The following is a 15,694-nucleotide window of genomic DNA, read 5'->3' as shown; positions in this document are numbered from 1 at the left end:
TGCGAGGCGTGCCGAACATAGCAGAATCTGTGTGACTGACTACATAGGCTGTGGTGACTCCGGGTTGACTCGAAACTCGGGTAAAATCCCTGCTTTTCCCGATCCCGAACCGCGTCGTGCGCCTGTCCCATATCAAACTCGCCGGTTTCAAGTCCTTCGTGGACCCGACCACCATTGCCACCCAGGGGCAACTGGTGGCCGTGTGCGGGCCGAACGGCTGTGGCAAGTCGAACGTGATCGATGCCGTGCGCTGGGTGCTGGGCGAATCGTCGGCCAAGCAGTTGCGCGGCGAATCGATGCAGGACGTGATCTTCAACGGCTCGTCCACACGCAAGGCGGTGAGTCGCGCCTCGGTTGAGCTGGTGTTCGACAACAGCGCTGGGCTCGCGGCAGGGCAGTGGTCGCAATACGCCGAAATCGCCATCAAGCGCGTGCTTACGCGCCAGGGTGAATCTTCCTACTACATCAACAACCTGCAGGTGCGCCGTCGCGATATCACCGATCTTTTTCTCGGCACCGGGGTGGGCAAGGGCGGCTACGCGATCATCGAGCAGGGCATGATCAGCCGCATCATCGAGGCCAAGCCCGAAGAGCTGCGCCATTACCTCGAAGAAGCTGCCGGCGTTTCCAAATACAAGGAGCGGCGGCGCGAAACCGAAAACCGCATTGCCGATACGCGCGACAACCTGGCGCGGGTCGACGATATCCGGCTCGAGCTCGACGGTCAGATCGAAAAGCTCTCGACCCAGGCCGAAGTCGCTGCCGAATACCACCGTTTCAAGGAAGCCATTGCCGAGAAGCAGAACCTGCTGGCACTGCAGCGCAAGGTCGATGCTTCGCGGGAGGCCGAGGCTGCCCGGCACGCGATCGACACGGCGCAGAACGCGCTGGAAGGCAAGGTCGCCGAACTGCGTACGCTGGAAGCCGAAATCGAAACCTTGCGCGAGACGCACTATGCCGCCAGCGATGCGGTCCACAACGCGCAGGCCGAACTGTACGACGCCAATGCCGGCGTGGCGCGGCTCGAACAGCAACTTCTGCACCTGCGCCAGACGCGCGAACGCATCAATGGCCAAGTCGCGGAAGCCAGGGGCGAAATCGTGCGTTTGCAAGGCAATCATGCCGAAACGCTGGCCGAGCAGGAAGCTTGGCAGGTCCGGCAGGAGGAAGCGCAATTTGCGAGCGAAGAGGCCGCGTTGGCGCTCGAAGAGGAAAGCCAGCGCCTGCCCGAGCTCGAAGACGAATTGCGAGCAGCGGATGCCGCGTTCCAGACCGCGCGCGATCACCTGAGCCAGAGCCGTAGCGCGGCCCAACTGGCGCAACAACAATTGCAACACCACGAACGCACGCTGGCAACGCTGAAGCAACGCCATGAGCGCTTGCTGGCCGACCGGGAACGCCTGGCGGATGATGCGGTCGATCCGCAACTCGAAGCGCTGGCGCTGGAGCGCGAGGAAATTGCGCTTGCTGCCGAAGAGGTCGCACAACAGGTCTGCACGCTTGAAGCGCAGATCGAGACCGGGCGTATTGAACAGCAACGCGCGCGCAGCGAAAACGAGCGTCTGGCATTGGAACAAGCCGGGCTGACGGCACGCATCGGAGCGTTGCAAAACCTGTTGATCGCCGGTGACGAAGGCGCGCTCGACGGCTGGCTGCGTGCGCAGGGGCTTTCCGATGCGCCGCGCGTGTTCGAACTGATCGAGGTCGCATCCGGCTGGGAAACCGCGCTGGAGGCTGTGCTCGGCATGCGGTTGCAGGGCCGGGTGACCGATGCGTTGCCTGGCGAAGCTGCGCCGGCGAGCGCGGTGGTGGTGGGTTCCTTCGTGGGACAACTCGAAAAACTGGATTCCAGCCTGCGCGGGAATGACGGTCAGGATGCGTTGCTGCGCGATCACGTCGTTTCCTCTCATCCCGCCGTTGCCGCTGCATTGTCCGATTGGCTCTCCCATGTTTACTGCGCGCAACCGGGCGAGCTTGAAACCTTGCGTCGTAGCTTGCCTGCGGGCGCTTGGCTGGTCACGCCTGAAGGACATCTTGCCAGCCGCAACAGCGTGCATTACCACGCGGGCAGCGGCTCGCTGGCCGGTCTGGTCGCGTGTCGACGCGAACTGGGGGAGTGTGAGACAAGGCTGGCGGAAGTCGACCCCTTGCTGGCCGAGGCCAAAGTGGCTGCGCAGGCTGCGGGCGAGCAGCTTGGAAGGCTGGAAGCCACGCTGCGCGTGACGCGTCGCGAGCAGCTGGAAATGCAGCAGAAGCTTGCGCAGACCGAACGCGAACATTCGCGCCGTCAGGAAATGGCGCTGCAATCCGAACGGCGGCGCGGCGAAGTCGAAGAGGAGCTGCTGTCGGTTGTCGGGATGCTTGAGGAAGAAACCGCCGCGAAGCTGGAATGCGAGGAAGCGTTGCAGCTGGCAACGGAAGAAACTGCACCGCTGGCCGAAGCACTGGAAAACGCCCGGCTGGCGCGCGCCGAAATTGAAGCGGCATGCGAATTGCAGCGCAGCAAGCTGCGCCAGGCCGAACGACACGCGCAGGAAGCGCGTTTTGCCGTGCAAGCTGCTGAAGCGCGCCTTCGGGAGCTGGCGCAGCGTGACGGGGAATTTGCGCACCGGCAAGAGATGCTGACTGAACGGCTGGAAACCTTGCTGGTCGAGCTCGATGGCATCGACGAGGGCGATTTCGACGTCGATTTTCAGGCCGCCGTCGACAAGCGCAGCGAGAAGGAAAGGGCGCTGGCTGCTGCACGCGATGCGCTCAACGGTGCACAGAACCAGTTGCGCGAACGCGAGGCGGCGAAGCAGTTGCTGGAAACCACGCTCGAACCCGCGCGCGAAGCGGTCAATGCACAACGTCTCAAGGAACAGGAAGCGCGTCTGGCTGTCGAGCGCTTTGCCCAGGAATTGGCCGAGGCCGGTGTCGACGAGGAAGCGCTGCGCCCGCTGCTGGGTAGCGGACTGAAAATTTCCTCGCTGGTGGGCGAGATCGGCCGCTTGACGCAAGCGATCAACGGGCTGGGCGCGGTCAATCTGGCTGCGCTGGAAGAGCTGACCTCCGCGCGCGAACGCAAGACCTATCTCGACAGCCAGGCTGCCGACCTGCTCACGGCAATGGAAACGCTGGAAAACGCGATCCGCCGCATCGACCGCGAAACGCGCGCGCTGTTGTCCGAAACGTTCAACGCAGTGAACGGCAGTTTGCAGGAGCTGTTCCCGACCCTGTTCGGTGGCGGGCATGCCGAACTGATCCTGACCGGCGAGGAAATTCTCGATGCCGGCCTGCAGATCATGGCGCAGCCTCCGGGCAAGAAGAACAGCACGATCCACCTGCTTTCCGGGGGTGAAAAAGCACTGACAGCGCTAAGTCTGGTATTCTCCCTGTTCAGGCTCAACCCCGCGCCGTTTTGCCTGCTGGACGAGGTGGATGCTCCGCTGGATGATGCCAACACCTTGCGTTATTGCGATCTGGTGAAGAAAATGTCCGAACGCACGCAATTTCTGTTTATCAGCCATAACCGGCTGGCGATGGAAATGGCGCAGCATCTGGTGGGCGTGACCATGCAGGAACAGGGTGTTTCGCGCGTGGTGGCGGTGGATGTGGAGCAGGCGCTGTCCATGCGCGAGCCCGCAACTGTTTGATGGACCGGAATAACCATGACTGATTTGCAACTGTATTCGCTGATTGGCGGTGGCGCCATTGTCGTACTTGTCTATGCCTACAACTGGTGGCAGGAACGCCGCTATCGCAAGCAGGTGCAGAAATCCTTCGCGCGCAACCAGCCCGATGTGTTGCTGGAAACTCCCAAGAACATGGTCCGCAGCGGTGAAACGCACCGCCTTGAACCCATCATCCACGGCCAACCCAAAGTTGAGCCCAAGGTCGAGTCGAAGACCGAGCCCGTGATTCCCGTCTTACGTGCGGTTGAGCCGGAAGTGCCGGTGGCCCCCGCCCATGCGGCCGAACCGTTCAATGCCATCGATGATGAGGACCTGGACGATTTCGTTGATCCGGAAGCCGCGCTGGCGGCCCGCAAGGTCGCAACGCAAGTTCATGTCGAGCCGGTCAAGCCGGAACCTGTCCGCCAGGAACCCCAATTTTCCGCCGCTGCTCCGGTAGCTCATGAACCAGAGCGCGAAGCCGACGAAGTCACATCCTCCCTGCTTGATCCGGCGCTCGATTTCATCGCCGAAATCCATGCCGGCGAGCTGATTCCTGCAGCCAATGTGCCGATCTTCCCAGGCGCAAAACGCATCGTCACCCTGGGGCTCAGGGACGACGACCAGTGGGAAGTCGTACATCACTCAGGTCACAGCCGCTATACCGAGCTGCGCGTGGGTTTGCAGCTTGCGGATCGCCAGGGGGCGTTGACCCAGGAACAGCTCAATGCCTTCTGTATGGGTGTGCAGCAGTTTGCCGACGAATTCGACGCCGTGGTGACCTTCCCGCAACGCTCGGGCAAGATCGCCGCAGCCCAGTCGCTCGACCAGTTCTGTGCGGGGGTGGACGTGTTGATCGGTCTCAACATCCTGCCGGCGGAAATGCCGTTCCCGATGGAAAAGGTGCGCGTACTGGCCGAGAATGCCGGCCTCGTGCGCGGACCGGATGGCTGCTTCCATTACCGTAGCGATTCCGGCAAAACGCTCTTCACGCTTGCCAACCAGGACGAAACGCCGTTCGGCACGACCTCTGATGGCCTGACCCTGCTCTTCGACGTGCCGCGCGTGGCTGGCGGGCTGGCGGTATTCGATTACCTGGCCGATTTCGCGCACAGCCTTTCCAGTGCACTCGGTGGCGAGCTTGCCGACGACAACGGCAAGCCGCTGACCGAAGCCAGCCTTGCCAACATCCGCAAGCAGCTCACAACCATTTACGCCCGCATGGACGACAAGGGCATTGCTGCGGGCTCGATGGCGGCGCTGCGGTTGTTTGCCTGAGTCTAAGGTCGAGTGCAGAGATCGAGACTCGTATCAAATGCGCTTCATCCTAATTATCGTTACCCTCTTCTGCATGAGCATTGCGGGAATTGCTTATGCAGCGGAGAGCACTTGTTTTGGCACTGTGTCGAACGGTCGACTTGAAAATGGTGTCAAATTGCCAGTTGAAGGGAAGAATTTTTCGGCCTATAGCCCGCTGGGAGCCAGTCTTGGACGAACTTATGTCCATTCAAAAGTCGCGGAAATCGTTTTGGCAGCTTATGGTGCTTTGGAGCAGTCTGCCGCCGGGAAAGTATTTGTTTACGGCGAGACGGGTTGGTCTTCTGGAGGAAGAATTAGACCGCACCGAACCCACAAGAATGGTTTGTCTGTCGATTTTTTTGTCCCGATTATTGATGGGCAAGGTCGTTCGATTCCTTTGCCAACGGGTATCGGCAACAAATTCGGGTATGCCATCGATTTTGACGCCAACGGCAAATATGAGGGATATGTCATTGATTTTGAGGCGATGGCAGAACATCTTTATCAGTTGGATGTCGCAGCCAAGGCTCGTGGTGCAGGTATTTCACTGGCCATCTTCGATCCGCCGTATTTGCCGAAGCTCTTTGCTGCAAAGCGCGGGGCGTATTTACAGTCCAACATGAATTTCATGAAAGGCAATGCTTGGGTTCGCCACGATGAGCATTACCACATTGATTTTTCTATTCCATGCAAGCCTATCTAAAACTGAGTGAAATGTTCGTGAGTACAGCGCCTGAGAGGGTATTCTGCCGCGTCAAGTAATGACCTCGTGCTACCTGCACAACGCCTCGCAAGGCACCCCGTCACCATTCCCGTCCAATTGCTTCAATCCGCACTGCTCCAGATAAAAACGCGCTTCCTCGCAACTCGTCATTTCCTTGCAATATTGTTTGGCGCCGCATTGCTGCGGGGTGCTCAAGCCTTCGCGGATCGGGGCGGGTTTGCTTTGCTTGTGTCCGGATTTCCAGAATTTCAACCACGATAGCCATCCCCATTGGCTGTGGCTGGCCGATGGGCGGGTGTGACGCCATTTCCATGGCGGGGTCGGGTTGGCGTCGGCCCAGAGGCCGCGTTGCGCCTGACGGGCCTCCTGCTGGATAGTCAACAATTCCGGGCTGTGGGCGTACTGGGTGTAGACCCAAGCCATGCCGCGCCGGAGCTGTTCCTCGTTGATGTTGCGCCCGTTGATCCAGATGGTGCCGACGGTGCGGCCGTACTTGTCTTCAGCTTCGACTTCCACACGCGCTTCGCGGCGGTAGGCAAGATCGGAGAGCGAACGTTTGGCGCGCTGTCCGTAGGGTTGATCTTTTTCCGGTGCATCGATTTGCGCCAGGCGTACCTTGTGTTGGCGCTGATTGGAGAGCAGCGTCAGCGTGTCGCCGTCGCTGATTCCGATGACGGTGCCGTGCAGTGTCCTGGCGTGAACCTGCAGGGGTAAAACAAGGCTGGCAGCCAGAAGCAGGCTGGTTTTCCATAGTCCGGTCCGCAGATTCATTGCTCTGCCAGCATGACTTCCACGCGGTTTTTTCCGAGTCGCTTGGCCTGGTACATGGCCTGGTCGGCGCGGCTCAGTGCGGCTTCGCGCGGTTCCTTGTGATCGACCAGCGTGATGCCGGCGCTGAAGGTGATCAGCAGCTTTTCGTTGTTGTGCATGAAGAAGCGCTTGGTCAGTTCGCGCTGCAGACGCTGCAGCACGGAAACGGCTTCCTTGAGCGAGGTTTCCGGCAACAGGATCACGAATTCCTCGCCACCGTAGCGGGCGACCGTATCGGTGGGGCGCAGCATGTCCTTGATGACGCGAACGAGGTGGGTGAGGGCGGCGTCGCCCGCAGCGTGACCTTTGGTGTCGTTGAGTTTCTTGAAGTTGTCGATGTCGAGCAGGGCGATGGCGAACGGCAGGTGGCTGCGCTGGGTGCGGGCAAGCTCGACCTCGAAGACTTCTTCCAGCCCGCGCCGGTTCAGTGCACCGGTGAGCTGATCAACGCGCACCTTTTCGCTGACGGCCTGCAGTTCTTTTTCCAGATCGCGGATTTTCTGCTGTGCTTCGTCGGCCTTGCGCTGGGCTTCTCTCATCTCGTCGCGGGAACGCTGCACGTCGAGTTGCATCGAGCGCGTATCCTGCAACAGGTCTTCCATCACATGGCTGATGCTCGGCAGGTCGTTGGCCTTCTGGATCTTTTCCGCGTAGACCGTGATCTTGCTGTGGTAGTTGTCGGTCGAATCCGAGAGCGATCCCAGCCGGTCGATGAAGGTGGCAATCATGTCCTTGAGAACAGTCTGCGCTTCCTTCAGGTTGTGCTTGAGCTGGCCTTGTTTGAACAGCACTTCCTTGAGACCGGCTTCCACGCTGTAGATCAGGCTCATGTCCAAGGGTTGCGACATGATCTTCTGCACGACGGCGATCTGCCCCTGCACCCATTCGTCGTCGATTACGACTTCAGCCATGTTGTCGGTCAACAGGCGCAACAGACTGAGCAGCCCGTCGCACAGGCGCATTTCCTGATCGTTCTGCAGTTCGAGCTTGAGCCAGAATTTGCGCAGACGGGGTGTGAGGGCTTGCAAGCCGGCTTCGTGTTCGATGCGGGCGGCTTCGTTGGCCAGACTGGCGGCTTCTTCCTGCAGGTCGGGGTTGTGCGCAAGCCGCGCTTCCACGCCGAGTTGCAGTGCCTGGACCAGTGCGTTGCGCCAGTCTGCCCAGCCTGTTCCGGCTGCCGGTACAATGGCATCGGCCTCGTATGCTTGTTCGCGAGAGGTCTCTGCAGCCGCGCCTCCGGAACCTTCGGTGCCTGTTTCGCTCCAGGAGCGAACCAGTCCGGCCAGTTTTTCGTTGAGCGCACCGCTGTCGCTGCCGAAGTTGATCAGCACCTTTTCCAGGGCATCCTTCTTGCGGCTGGGCGTGAAGACCGGGTTGCGCAGATCCCATTGGCGGATCAGGTCGCGGATCAGGTCGGACCAGTTGCGGGTGAGTTCGGCTTGTGCGCCTTGCCCTTCCAGGCAACTGAAAAGCAGTTTCGGAAACGCGGGCCAGTCCTCTGCCGAAGCGGTCTTGCGCAACTCGCCGAGTTTGCGTTGCAGTTCCGGCGTTTGCTGTGGCAGGGCTGCGAGCGATTCGACGATTTGCTTCAGGCCCGGATGCAGGCGTTCTTCTTCCGGAGTTTGCGCTATCTGGTGGTAGATTGCTTCATAGTGATCCGGCGTAGGAACAATGCGGCGCACAGCAAGCTGTTTCAGTGTTTCGCGGGCGATTTCAGTCGGGTTGCTGGGTTTGCTCATGATCGGGCGCAGCAGATTGGAGTCAGGAGATTATGATGTCCTTGACCGATGACAGGCAAACAAAAAGACGCCCCGCGAGGCGTCTTTTTGCTGGGGTGATGCAGCGGCTTAGTTTTCGCCGACTACATTGACCTTGACGTTCACAACTACGTCGTGGTGCAGGGCCAGAGCAATGTCGTATTCGCCGACTTGCTTGAGCGGGCCTTCCGGCAGGCGGACTTCGAATTTCTTCACTTCAACGCCGGAAGCGGTAATGGCTTCTGCGATGTCGTGGTTGGTTACGGAGCCGAACAGACGGCCGTCCACGCCAGCCTTCTGGGCGACGGTGATGGCAGCGCCTTCCAGCTTGCCGGCACGTTCCTGAGCGGCGGCGAAGATTTCAGCCTGGCGTTTTTCGAGTTCGGCGCGGCGAGCTTCGAATTCCTTCAGGTTGGCTTCGGATGCACGCTTGGCCTTGCCTTGCGGGATCAGGAAGTTGCGGGCGTAGCCGTCCTTGACTTTGACCACGGTACCAAGATCGCCGAGGTTGGCAACTTTTTCGAGCAGGATGATTTGCATGTTCTAGGTTCCTTCTCGCTTAGTGTTGGTCGGAGTACGGCAGCAGGGCGAGGAAGCGGGCGCGCTTGATCGCGGTGGAGAGCTGACGCTGGTACTTGGCCTTGGTGCCGGTGATGCGGGCCGGAATGATCTTGCCGTTTTCGACGATGAATTCCTTCAGGATCGCGATGTCCTTGTAGTCGATCTGGGTGATGCCTTCGGCGGTGAAGCGGCAGAACTTTTTCCGCCGGAACAGGTTGCGCGGTGCGGGTTTCATGTGTGTATTCCTCAATTCAGCAATTCAAATTCTTCGATGTGCAACACAAGGTCTTGCTTGCGACGCAGGCTTCTTGCAGCCAGAAATCCCTTTACGGTCATTCTGGCGCCCGGCGGGCTGCGGTGAAGTGCGAGGGCGGTTTCGCCCATGGCCAGAATCGGCGCTTCGCAATCAACCTTTCTTGGCCTGCCGGCTTCCTGCTGTTCCGACTGGTGCACGATCACGGTTTCGAGAATCGGCAGTCCAGCGGGGGTGTGTCGCAGCGGTCCTGTGGCAAGCAATGTGCCTGTCAGCCTGACCTGGTTGCAGTTGTCCAATGCCCGATCAGGCTGCAGCCGGAGCTTCGGCAGCCGGAGTCAGCGACTTGGCCTTTTCCGATTCCTTCATCATCGGGGAGGCTTCGGTCACGGCCTGTTCCATCTTGATGGTCAGATGGCGCAGAACGGCGTCGTTGAACTTGAAGGCGTGTTCGAGTTCGTCCAAGGTTTCCTGGCCGATTTCGATGTTCATCAGAACGTAGTGAGCCTTGTGGATCTTCTGGATCGGGTAAGCCAGTTGGCGGCGGCCCCAGTCTTCCAGACGATGGATCACGCCGTTGCCGGCGGTGATGATGGACTTGTAGCGCTCGATCATTGCGGGCACTTGCTCGCTTTGATCGGGGTGCACGATGAATACGATCTCGTAATGTCGCATGAGTACTCCTTTTGGCTAAGCAGCCTGCCGCTAGCGACTGCGGTCAGGCAAGGGGGAAAACGCGGCATTTTATGGGAAAAACGCAACTTGCTCAAGTGGTTTGGCGGAGCATCCCCTGCCGGTGTCGTACCGGACAGGGGATGTTGCCGGCGTTCAGGCTTGGGCCGGGGCAGGTGTCCGCACGAAAAACCCTTCCGGCCCCAAACGCTTGAGCATGGCCAGCGCCAGTGTTTCGGCGTTGACTTCGCCGTCGGCCGAGAACAGGTGCTGGATGCGTCCTTCGCCTTCGGCGGCGGCGCGCAGGCGCGGGGCGAAGACCTGGCCCATCGTGGAAACCATGCAGCCGGTGGGGGCCACGTTGAGGAAAACATCATGCCCTTCGCGCAGCCCCATGATGATTTCGCCTGCGTAGGGGCCGAGTTCGCCGATCGGGCGCAGGGTCGGCAGGACTTCCTTCGCAGCTTCCATGGTTTTTGCGGCAGCCTTCGGCAGTGAAAGGCCGGCAGCGTCGTAGAGCGGCTTGGCCAGCAGGTTGCGCAGCATCCAGCGCAGGTGGCCGATGCGCTTGAGCTTTGCGCGGGCCTCTTGCAAAGTTTTTGCTGTTTCGCTGTCGTTGCCTTGGCGAGCCAGTTTGGCTTCGGCCGTGGCAATGGCTTCGCGTGCGTCTTCTGCCGCTTCTTCAACCAGATATTCGAGATAGCCCCATACCGGCGCCGTTTCCAGATGGAAGCGGCCGAAGCCGAGCGTGGCGAGCAAGGTGCGGAAGATGTCCTCGGCCTGGGCGACGCGCATGTAGACCTCGCCCGTGATATGGACGGACAACGGTTTTTGCGCGGGGGCGCGGCCATCGATCCAGCGGGCGGCAAAGCGTTTGAGCGGTTCGGTCAGATCGCGTCCGTGCAGGCGGTAGGCGAAGTATTTGGCTGGTGTGCCGAGAAGATCGACTGCGGCGCGGCCGAGTGCGCCCGGCCCGTGGAAGGCTTCCAGTGCGGCGTAGACTTCTTCCTTCATCTTCCGGTATTCGGCCAGGAAGGTTTCGTACTCGGCATAGTCGCGGCAGTTGGCTCCGCCGGTGAACAGGATTTCCTGCAACACGCCCTGCAGGATGGCGCCTTGGTACAGGCGCAGCAGCGACCATTCCTCAAGACCGAAGTTGTAGCCGGCCGACTCGCGCGCGACGAGGAAGCGCATCACGGATTCAAGGCCGTTATGGCATTCGTCGGCTGCGGCGTCGCGACTGCGGTTGCGCTCGCGATGCACCATCAGCTTGTGGACTTCGACGTACTGTCCCTGGCGGCAGGGGCCGGTGCCGGCGTTGTTGAAGAACAGCAGACGGGACTTGCCGGCGAGCAGCGGATCGTTCCCGGCCTTGCGACGGGAGAAATCGGCCGTGGCGCGTTGCAGGTCGCCATAGACGGCGGCCATCGGTGCGCAAACTGCGTCGCCTACTGCCTTGCGCCCGGATTTGATCAGGTCTTGCAGGTCGAAGCCGTCCGTGTAGTTGTCGACGCAGGTGAAACCCGCGCCACGCAAGGTGCTGGTCAGTACACGGTTGTCGGCGAGGGTGGGGAAGTAGATGACATCGGTATCCCGGTTCATCGGTCGTTCGTTTTCGAGCTGGTCGAGCGTGCGGATCTCGAATGCGCTGTCGTCGCCCATGCGCAGCTTGCCGTGCAAGCCCAGTTCCAGTTGCCGCACATAGGTGTTGACGCGGTTTTCCAGGTGCGCGAGTTCTTTGATGATCGCGTCGGACTGGATCAGCAGGAAGGGACGCTTTTTCATCAGCTCCGACATCAGGGGCTGGGTGACGCTGTCCGGGCCGCAGCAGAAGGTGGAAATCTGCACCACCGGCAACAGGTCTTCGCCGGATTCGATCTGCCCGAGGATTGCCGCGAGACGCGGTTGCTTGACGCGTTCGTGCAGGCGCTTTTCCGCTACAGCGTGCAGGATGCTGGCGATGAGGTGCGGGTTGCGCCAGTAGATATGGCCGAAGTCCTCGTCGAGTTCCACGTCCAGTACGTAGCTCGGGATGGCGAGCATTTGCTTGTCGCGCAGCAGGCGGCGCACGTGGCTGTCGTAGATTCCGGGGTTGAGCAGGTATTCGCGGCCGACGACGAGCGCGATGCGCTGCCCGGCGGCATGGGCTTCTTCGATCATGCCGGCGGCAAGATCGGCGGTTTCGGCACGCAGGGTCTGGCGAGCGTCAAGCGCGCTCTGGATTGCGGCTGTGAAGCCGGCCCGGTCCGGGGTGATGTTGTAGAAACGGAATACGGCTTGCAGACGGTCGAAAAGCTGATCGCAGATCGCACCCGCTTCCAGCGCGGACAGGTTGACGTTGAAGAGGTGGAAGCGTGCATTGGGGTGTGCGTTTTCCGCGAGCCCCTTGGCAACGGCCACTCCGCCCTGGTTCAGGGTACAGGTGCGCCCCATGCTTTTGCCGTTGGTGGGCAGGATTTCGATTTGCGGCGCGAGGATGATGCCGTGCGGCTCACCTGCCAGCCGTGTGAACTGGCCGACCGCGCCCATGTGCGGGGCGCAACTGTCCACGTCGAAATGCGGCTGGGCGCGGGAAAGATCCTGGTCGCGCACGTTGTCGACGTGTACCGGCAGTCCGAGCGTGACAAAAATCTGCGACAGGAAGTGCGCCCATTCCGAAACCACGAAACTGCGGGGGATGACCAGGCGGTACGGGTCGTCGCTGCGCGGGTGGCGGCTGTCGATGAAATCCCAGATTTCCTTGTAGGTATCGCGGGCCTGCGCGGTCGCGGCTGTTTTGCCGGCCTTGTTGTCTTTGGCTTTTGCAAAAAGTTCGTTGATCGCCGAGCAGCCGCCGAGCGTGAAAGTGAAACTCTTGCCGTCCGAGCCGCGGCATTTCAGGCTGGTGCGGTTGCAGACGGCTTCCGGGTCTTCGCAGGCCGCGCCCTTGCACTGGATGATGCGCTTTTCGAATTCGGCATCGATGAAATCGGCAAACGGCATCGCCTCCGCGCCTTCGGGCGCGGTGCGCAGCATGGTGCGAATCAGGCCGATACAGGCGCGGTGGCCGGGGTAGGGCGGAACCAGGCTGTAGGATGGCTCGCCCAGGTATTCCTGCAGGCGGTGGGTGACGGCGAGCGGCAACGGGTCGGAGAGCATGGTCTGGCCGTGCAGCAGCACGACGGTGCGCGGCGGCAGTTCGACCTGGCTCCACAGCGTGCGCGCCATGTTCTCGACGATGGCCCAGTTGGCCGAGGCGAGGATTTCGTCGCGCGGGATGCCCTGCGCTTGCAGCTTCTGCGCGTTTTCCATCAGGAACACGGCGCAGGTGGCGTTGATTTCAAACGAGCGCGGCGCGGCCATCGCGGCTTTGCTGGCTTCGCCCGCGCCGGGGATGCCGAACAGCGTCGAAAGCGTATCCATCAGGCTGCCGGTGCCGGCCGAGCACTTGATGTTCATGGCGTTGTTGAAGAGTTCGGCTTCTTTCAGCGCCAGCGTGGAAATCTTGGTGTCCTCGCCTCCGATGTCGACCAGGATGCAGAAATCCTCGTTGAGATCGGTAATGCCGGCGGCCTTGAGATCGACGAGATGCTGCCGCGCCTGGTCGATGGAGCCACGGGCATGGGCGTAGTTTTCCACCAGCACGGCGATGCGCGAATCGAGCTGCGGGTAGATGCGCGAAAGCGCTTCTCGCACCTGATAGCGCGCTGAGCCGGTAATGCCGATCGAGCGCACGTTGAGCGATTCGATGCCACGCTCGCGCAGATCGGTCAGCACGCGCTTGACGGTGGCAATCGTGTCGCCTGCATTACTATAGGCATCCAGGAAAACCAGCTCGCCGCTGTCGTCCGTCATGGCGACCTTGGCCATGGTCGAGCCGACATCCAGCCCGATATGCACCGGCAATGCGGCCATGTTTGCGGGGGGGGCGACTTTCATGCCGGGGGAGGGCATGCGGGTGTAGAGGTGGGCGGCTTCGAAACTGGCCTTGCGCTCGGTAAAGGGCGGATATTCCTTGAGGCTGGGTTCGCTCAAGAGGCGTGTATCGGGCTGGGCCAGTGCATCCGGGCCGACGCGCTCGATCATGCGGTGCAGCGCATCGAGCACCAGCGTATTGTCCGGATCGTATTCGATGGTCTTGACGCCGAGCGCGCGCAGGTGGTCTTCGGCGCAGTCGCGCACGAACTGCCAGTTGAAGAAACGCCCGAGCATGATGGCGTGCTCGAAGCCCTCCGGCAGTTTGCGGCAAACCTTCAGTACTTCGGATTTGATCGTGGTGGCGAGTGCGACGGCGAGCGGGATGCCCTGATTCTTGTCGGAAATCGTGGCCGACGAGCCGAACACGCCGCAGCGGTCGGCGCGGGTGGTGATCTTTTCGCGCCGTTCACGGCCAATTTCGCCCAGATAGTCGGCGAGCACTTCGTCCACCTGGCTGCGATTCAGTCCCAGTTTCTGCAGTACGCGATCGAGGTTGACGCCCGAACCGGCCCCGCAGCGCGGGTTGGCGACCAGCAGGTCGTCCTTGAGTTGGCCTTCTTTATCCACGCCGACCAGGCCGTAGCCGGAGGCGGAAATCTCGATCATCGCCAGCGATGCTGCATGGGTTGCCGCAACCCGCTCGCGCGCAGCCAGCCACTGTGCCGCAGCGTGCAGGAATACCTTGCCCCCGCCCAATGCCTGGCGAACCATCGGTGCCAGTTTACCGGTGATGAACACGGCGCAATCCTCGCCGCCGCCGAAGCGTTCGGTGACCCGTTGCTCCTCGAACACGCCGCGCAGGTCGCGGTTACTGGGCAGGACGACGTTCTCGATTTGGGTGCCGTCTGCGGCGCAGACGCGCAGTCGCAGATGGCCCACGCCGGCATCGATATACAGGCGTTCGCCGGTCTTGTTCTGGTTGATATCCGGTTTTTGAAGAGCATTGGCATCGGCCAGGTTCATGCAGGAGGTCTCCGATATCTGGGCGTCTTGTCGCCGCAAAAAACAGGGTGCTGAATGTGCAGGCAAGCAACGCTTGTGTCAATGTTTGCGTTGATTGGGTAGGGTGTTTTTTTGTTTTACATAACAAAACCTGTCAGACGTGTTCGCGTATATAACCGAGCACGTTGCCAAGGGCTTCTTCCAGAAAAGGTTTGTTGATCGAAAACCAGACTTCCTTGCCGATTTTTTCGGCATCCAGAACCTGTGCTTCACGCAGAATCTTCAGGTGGTGAGATACGGTGGAGCGCGACAGTGTGGAGGCATCGGCTACCTGCCCGGCATTGAGCCGTTCGCCTGGCTCGAAGAGAAGCAGGATGCGTTGCCGATGCGGATCGCCCAGAGCGGTGAAAACTCTGGACATGTCGAGCCATTCGTCCGGGATGACTTTCTGGTAGCGTGTTTTCATGTCGACGATCTTAGATATGTCGACATGATGGGTCAAGCATTCTGTGTGTCAGCGTGACGAAATGAAATGGACGGGATATTCAAACGCCGTACAGACCATGCACGGCGTTGAATAGAAATGGGCAGGAGCGGATCAGCGCTCGATCTGGTTTTTCTTGCCCGAAACCAAAGCCCATTTTTCGTGTTCGGGCAGCGGGTCTTTCTTTTCGACGATCGGCGGCCAGATTTGCGAGAGTTCGGCATTCAGGGCGATGTATTCCTGCATGTTTTCCGGCACGTCGTCTTCCGAGTAGATGGCCTCGACCGGGCATTCGGCCACGCACAGCGTGCAGTCGATGCATTCGTCCGGATTGATGACCAGGAAGTTGGGGCCTTCGCGGAAGCAGTCTACCGGGCAGACATCGACGCAGTCGGTGTATTTGCATTTGACGCAGGCATCGGTAACAACGTGGGCCATGATGTGTCCTTTGTGCGGATGGTTGTTATTGGGGGCGTGGAAAGATTCTAGAGGATGGTTGCAAGACTCGCCAGGATTGCGGGTTTCTGAAGTTTTCAAAAACAATCGATTCCACCGGAACCAGGGTGGTACCAAGACCAAGAC

Annotated in this window: 12 protein-coding genes; 3 read left to right on the top strand and 9 right to left on the bottom strand. The window is 60.4% G+C overall.

The window, feature by feature from the left end:
• Positions 1-116 precede the first annotated feature (116 nt).
• Genes smc through BMZ36_RS02630 form a run of 3 tightly spaced genes read left to right on the top strand, consistent with a single transcriptional unit; the run spans position 117 to position 5,655 of the window.
• The gene (gene smc, locus BMZ36_RS02640) at positions 117-3,635 is read left to right on the top strand and encodes a chromosome segregation protein SMC (protein ID WP_091191058.1); all 3,519 of its coding nucleotides are present in this window, start codon (positions 117-119) and stop codon (positions 3,633-3,635) included.
• 15 nt (positions 3,636-3,650) lie between these two features.
• Positions 3,651-4,931 carry a cell division protein ZipA C-terminal FtsZ-binding domain-containing protein gene (locus BMZ36_RS02635; RefSeq protein ID WP_091191055.1) on the top strand — a complete coding sequence of 427 codons (1,281 nt, stop codon included), beginning with the start codon at positions 3,651-3,653 and terminating at the stop codon, positions 4,929-4,931.
• Between the two features lie 37 nt (positions 4,932-4,968).
• A complete protein-coding gene (locus BMZ36_RS02630) occupies positions 4,969-5,655 on the top strand; it encodes a penicillin-insensitive murein endopeptidase (RefSeq protein ID WP_091191374.1) in 687 nt (228 codons plus the stop codon).
• Positions 5,656-5,724: 69 nt separating this feature from the next.
• On the opposite strand, the gene BMZ36_RS02625 is transcribed toward BMZ36_RS02630, so the two are convergent.
• The 9 genes from BMZ36_RS02625 to fdxA all read right to left on the bottom strand — a co-directional run bounded on the left by BMZ36_RS02625 (position 5,725) and on the right by fdxA (position 15,550).
• The gene (locus BMZ36_RS02625) at positions 5,725-6,447 is read right to left on the bottom strand and encodes a thermonuclease family protein (protein WP_091191052.1); all 723 of its coding nucleotides are present in this window, start codon (positions 6,445-6,447) and stop codon (positions 5,725-5,727) included.
• Entirely contained in the window at positions 6,444-8,225 is a 1,782-nt protein-coding gene (locus tag BMZ36_RS02620) for a sensor domain-containing diguanylate cyclase (protein ID WP_091191048.1), read from the bottom strand. The genes BMZ36_RS02625 and BMZ36_RS02620 overlap by 4 nt, the downstream gene beginning before the upstream one ends.
• A gap of 108 nt (positions 8,226-8,333) precedes the next feature.
• Positions 8,334-8,783 (bottom strand): 50S ribosomal protein L9, encoded by a 450-nt coding sequence (gene rplI, locus BMZ36_RS02615; protein ID WP_091191044.1) that lies wholly within the window; start codon positions 8,781-8,783, stop codon positions 8,334-8,336.
• Positions 8,784-8,802: 19 nt separating this feature from the next.
• Entirely contained in the window at positions 8,803-9,039 is a 237-nt protein-coding gene (gene rpsR / locus BMZ36_RS02610) for a 30S ribosomal protein S18 (RefSeq protein WP_091191040.1), read from the bottom strand.
• Between the two features lie 11 nt (positions 9,040-9,050).
• Complete coding sequence (gene priB, locus BMZ36_RS02605) at positions 9,051-9,356, bottom strand: primosomal replication protein N (protein WP_245747755.1); 306 nt, start codon at positions 9,354-9,356, stop codon at positions 9,051-9,053.
• A gap of 7 nt (positions 9,357-9,363) precedes the next feature.
• On the bottom strand, positions 9,364-9,732 hold the full coding sequence (rpsF, locus tag BMZ36_RS02600) for a 30S ribosomal protein S6 (RefSeq protein ID WP_091191037.1): 369 nt from the start codon (positions 9,730-9,732) through the stop codon (positions 9,364-9,366).
• A gap of 153 nt (positions 9,733-9,885) precedes the next feature.
• On the bottom strand, positions 9,886-14,649 hold the full coding sequence (locus BMZ36_RS02595) for a BadF/BadG/BcrA/BcrD ATPase family protein (protein ID WP_091191031.1): 4,764 nt from the start codon (positions 14,647-14,649) through the stop codon (positions 9,886-9,888).
• Between the two features lie 133 nt (positions 14,650-14,782).
• Positions 14,783-15,094, bottom strand: a complete 312-nt coding sequence (locus tag BMZ36_RS02590) for an ArsR/SmtB family transcription factor (RefSeq protein WP_177187748.1) — start codon at positions 15,092-15,094, stop codon at positions 14,783-14,785.
• A gap of 132 nt (positions 15,095-15,226) precedes the next feature.
• Entirely contained in the window at positions 15,227-15,550 is a 324-nt protein-coding gene (fdxA, locus tag BMZ36_RS02585) for a ferredoxin FdxA (protein WP_091191027.1), read from the bottom strand.
• Positions 15,551-15,694: the final 144 nt, after the last annotated feature.

Source organism: Formivibrio citricus, assembly GCF_900115065.1.
Lineage (GTDB): Bacteria > Pseudomonadota > Gammaproteobacteria > Burkholderiales > Chitinibacteraceae > Formivibrio > Formivibrio citricus.
This window is presented reverse-complemented; position numbering and strand designations above follow the sequence as displayed.

What these genes read in the sequence shown, in the direction of transcription:
- BMZ36_RS02635 (WP_091191055.1), top strand. Translation starts at nt 3,651, where the DNA reads ATGACTGATTTGCAACTGTATTCGCTGATTGGCGGTGGCGCCATTGTC.
- BMZ36_RS02630 (WP_091191374.1), top strand. Translation starts at nt 4,969, where the DNA reads ATGCGCTTCATCCTAATTATCGTTACCCTCTTCTGCATGAGCATTGCG.
- BMZ36_RS02625 (WP_091191052.1), bottom strand. Translation starts at nt 6,447, where the DNA reads ATGAATCTGCGGACCGGACTATGGAAAACCAGCCTGCTTCTGGCTGCC.
- BMZ36_RS02620 (WP_091191048.1), bottom strand. Translation starts at nt 8,225, where the DNA reads ATGAGCAAACCCAGCAACCCGACTGAAATCGCCCGCGAAACACTGAAA.
- rplI (WP_091191044.1), bottom strand. Translation starts at nt 8,783, where the DNA reads ATGCAAATCATCCTGCTCGAAAAAGTTGCCAACCTCGGCGATCTTGGT.
- rpsR (WP_091191040.1), bottom strand. Translation starts at nt 9,039, where the DNA reads ATGAAACCCGCACCGCGCAACCTGTTCCGGCGGAAAAAGTTCTGCCGC.
- rpsF (WP_091191037.1), bottom strand. Translation starts at nt 9,732, where the DNA reads ATGCGACATTACGAGATCGTATTCATCGTGCACCCCGATCAAAGCGAG.
- BMZ36_RS02595 (WP_091191031.1), bottom strand. Translation starts at nt 14,649, where the DNA reads ATGAACCTGGCCGATGCCAATGCTCTTCAAAAACCGGATATCAACCAG.
- BMZ36_RS02590 (WP_177187748.1), bottom strand. Translation starts at nt 15,094, where the DNA reads ATGAAAACACGCTACCAGAAAGTCATCCCGGACGAATGGCTCGACATG.
- fdxA (WP_091191027.1), bottom strand. Translation starts at nt 15,550, where the DNA reads ATGGCCCACGTTGTTACCGATGCCTGCGTCAAATGCAAATACACCGAC.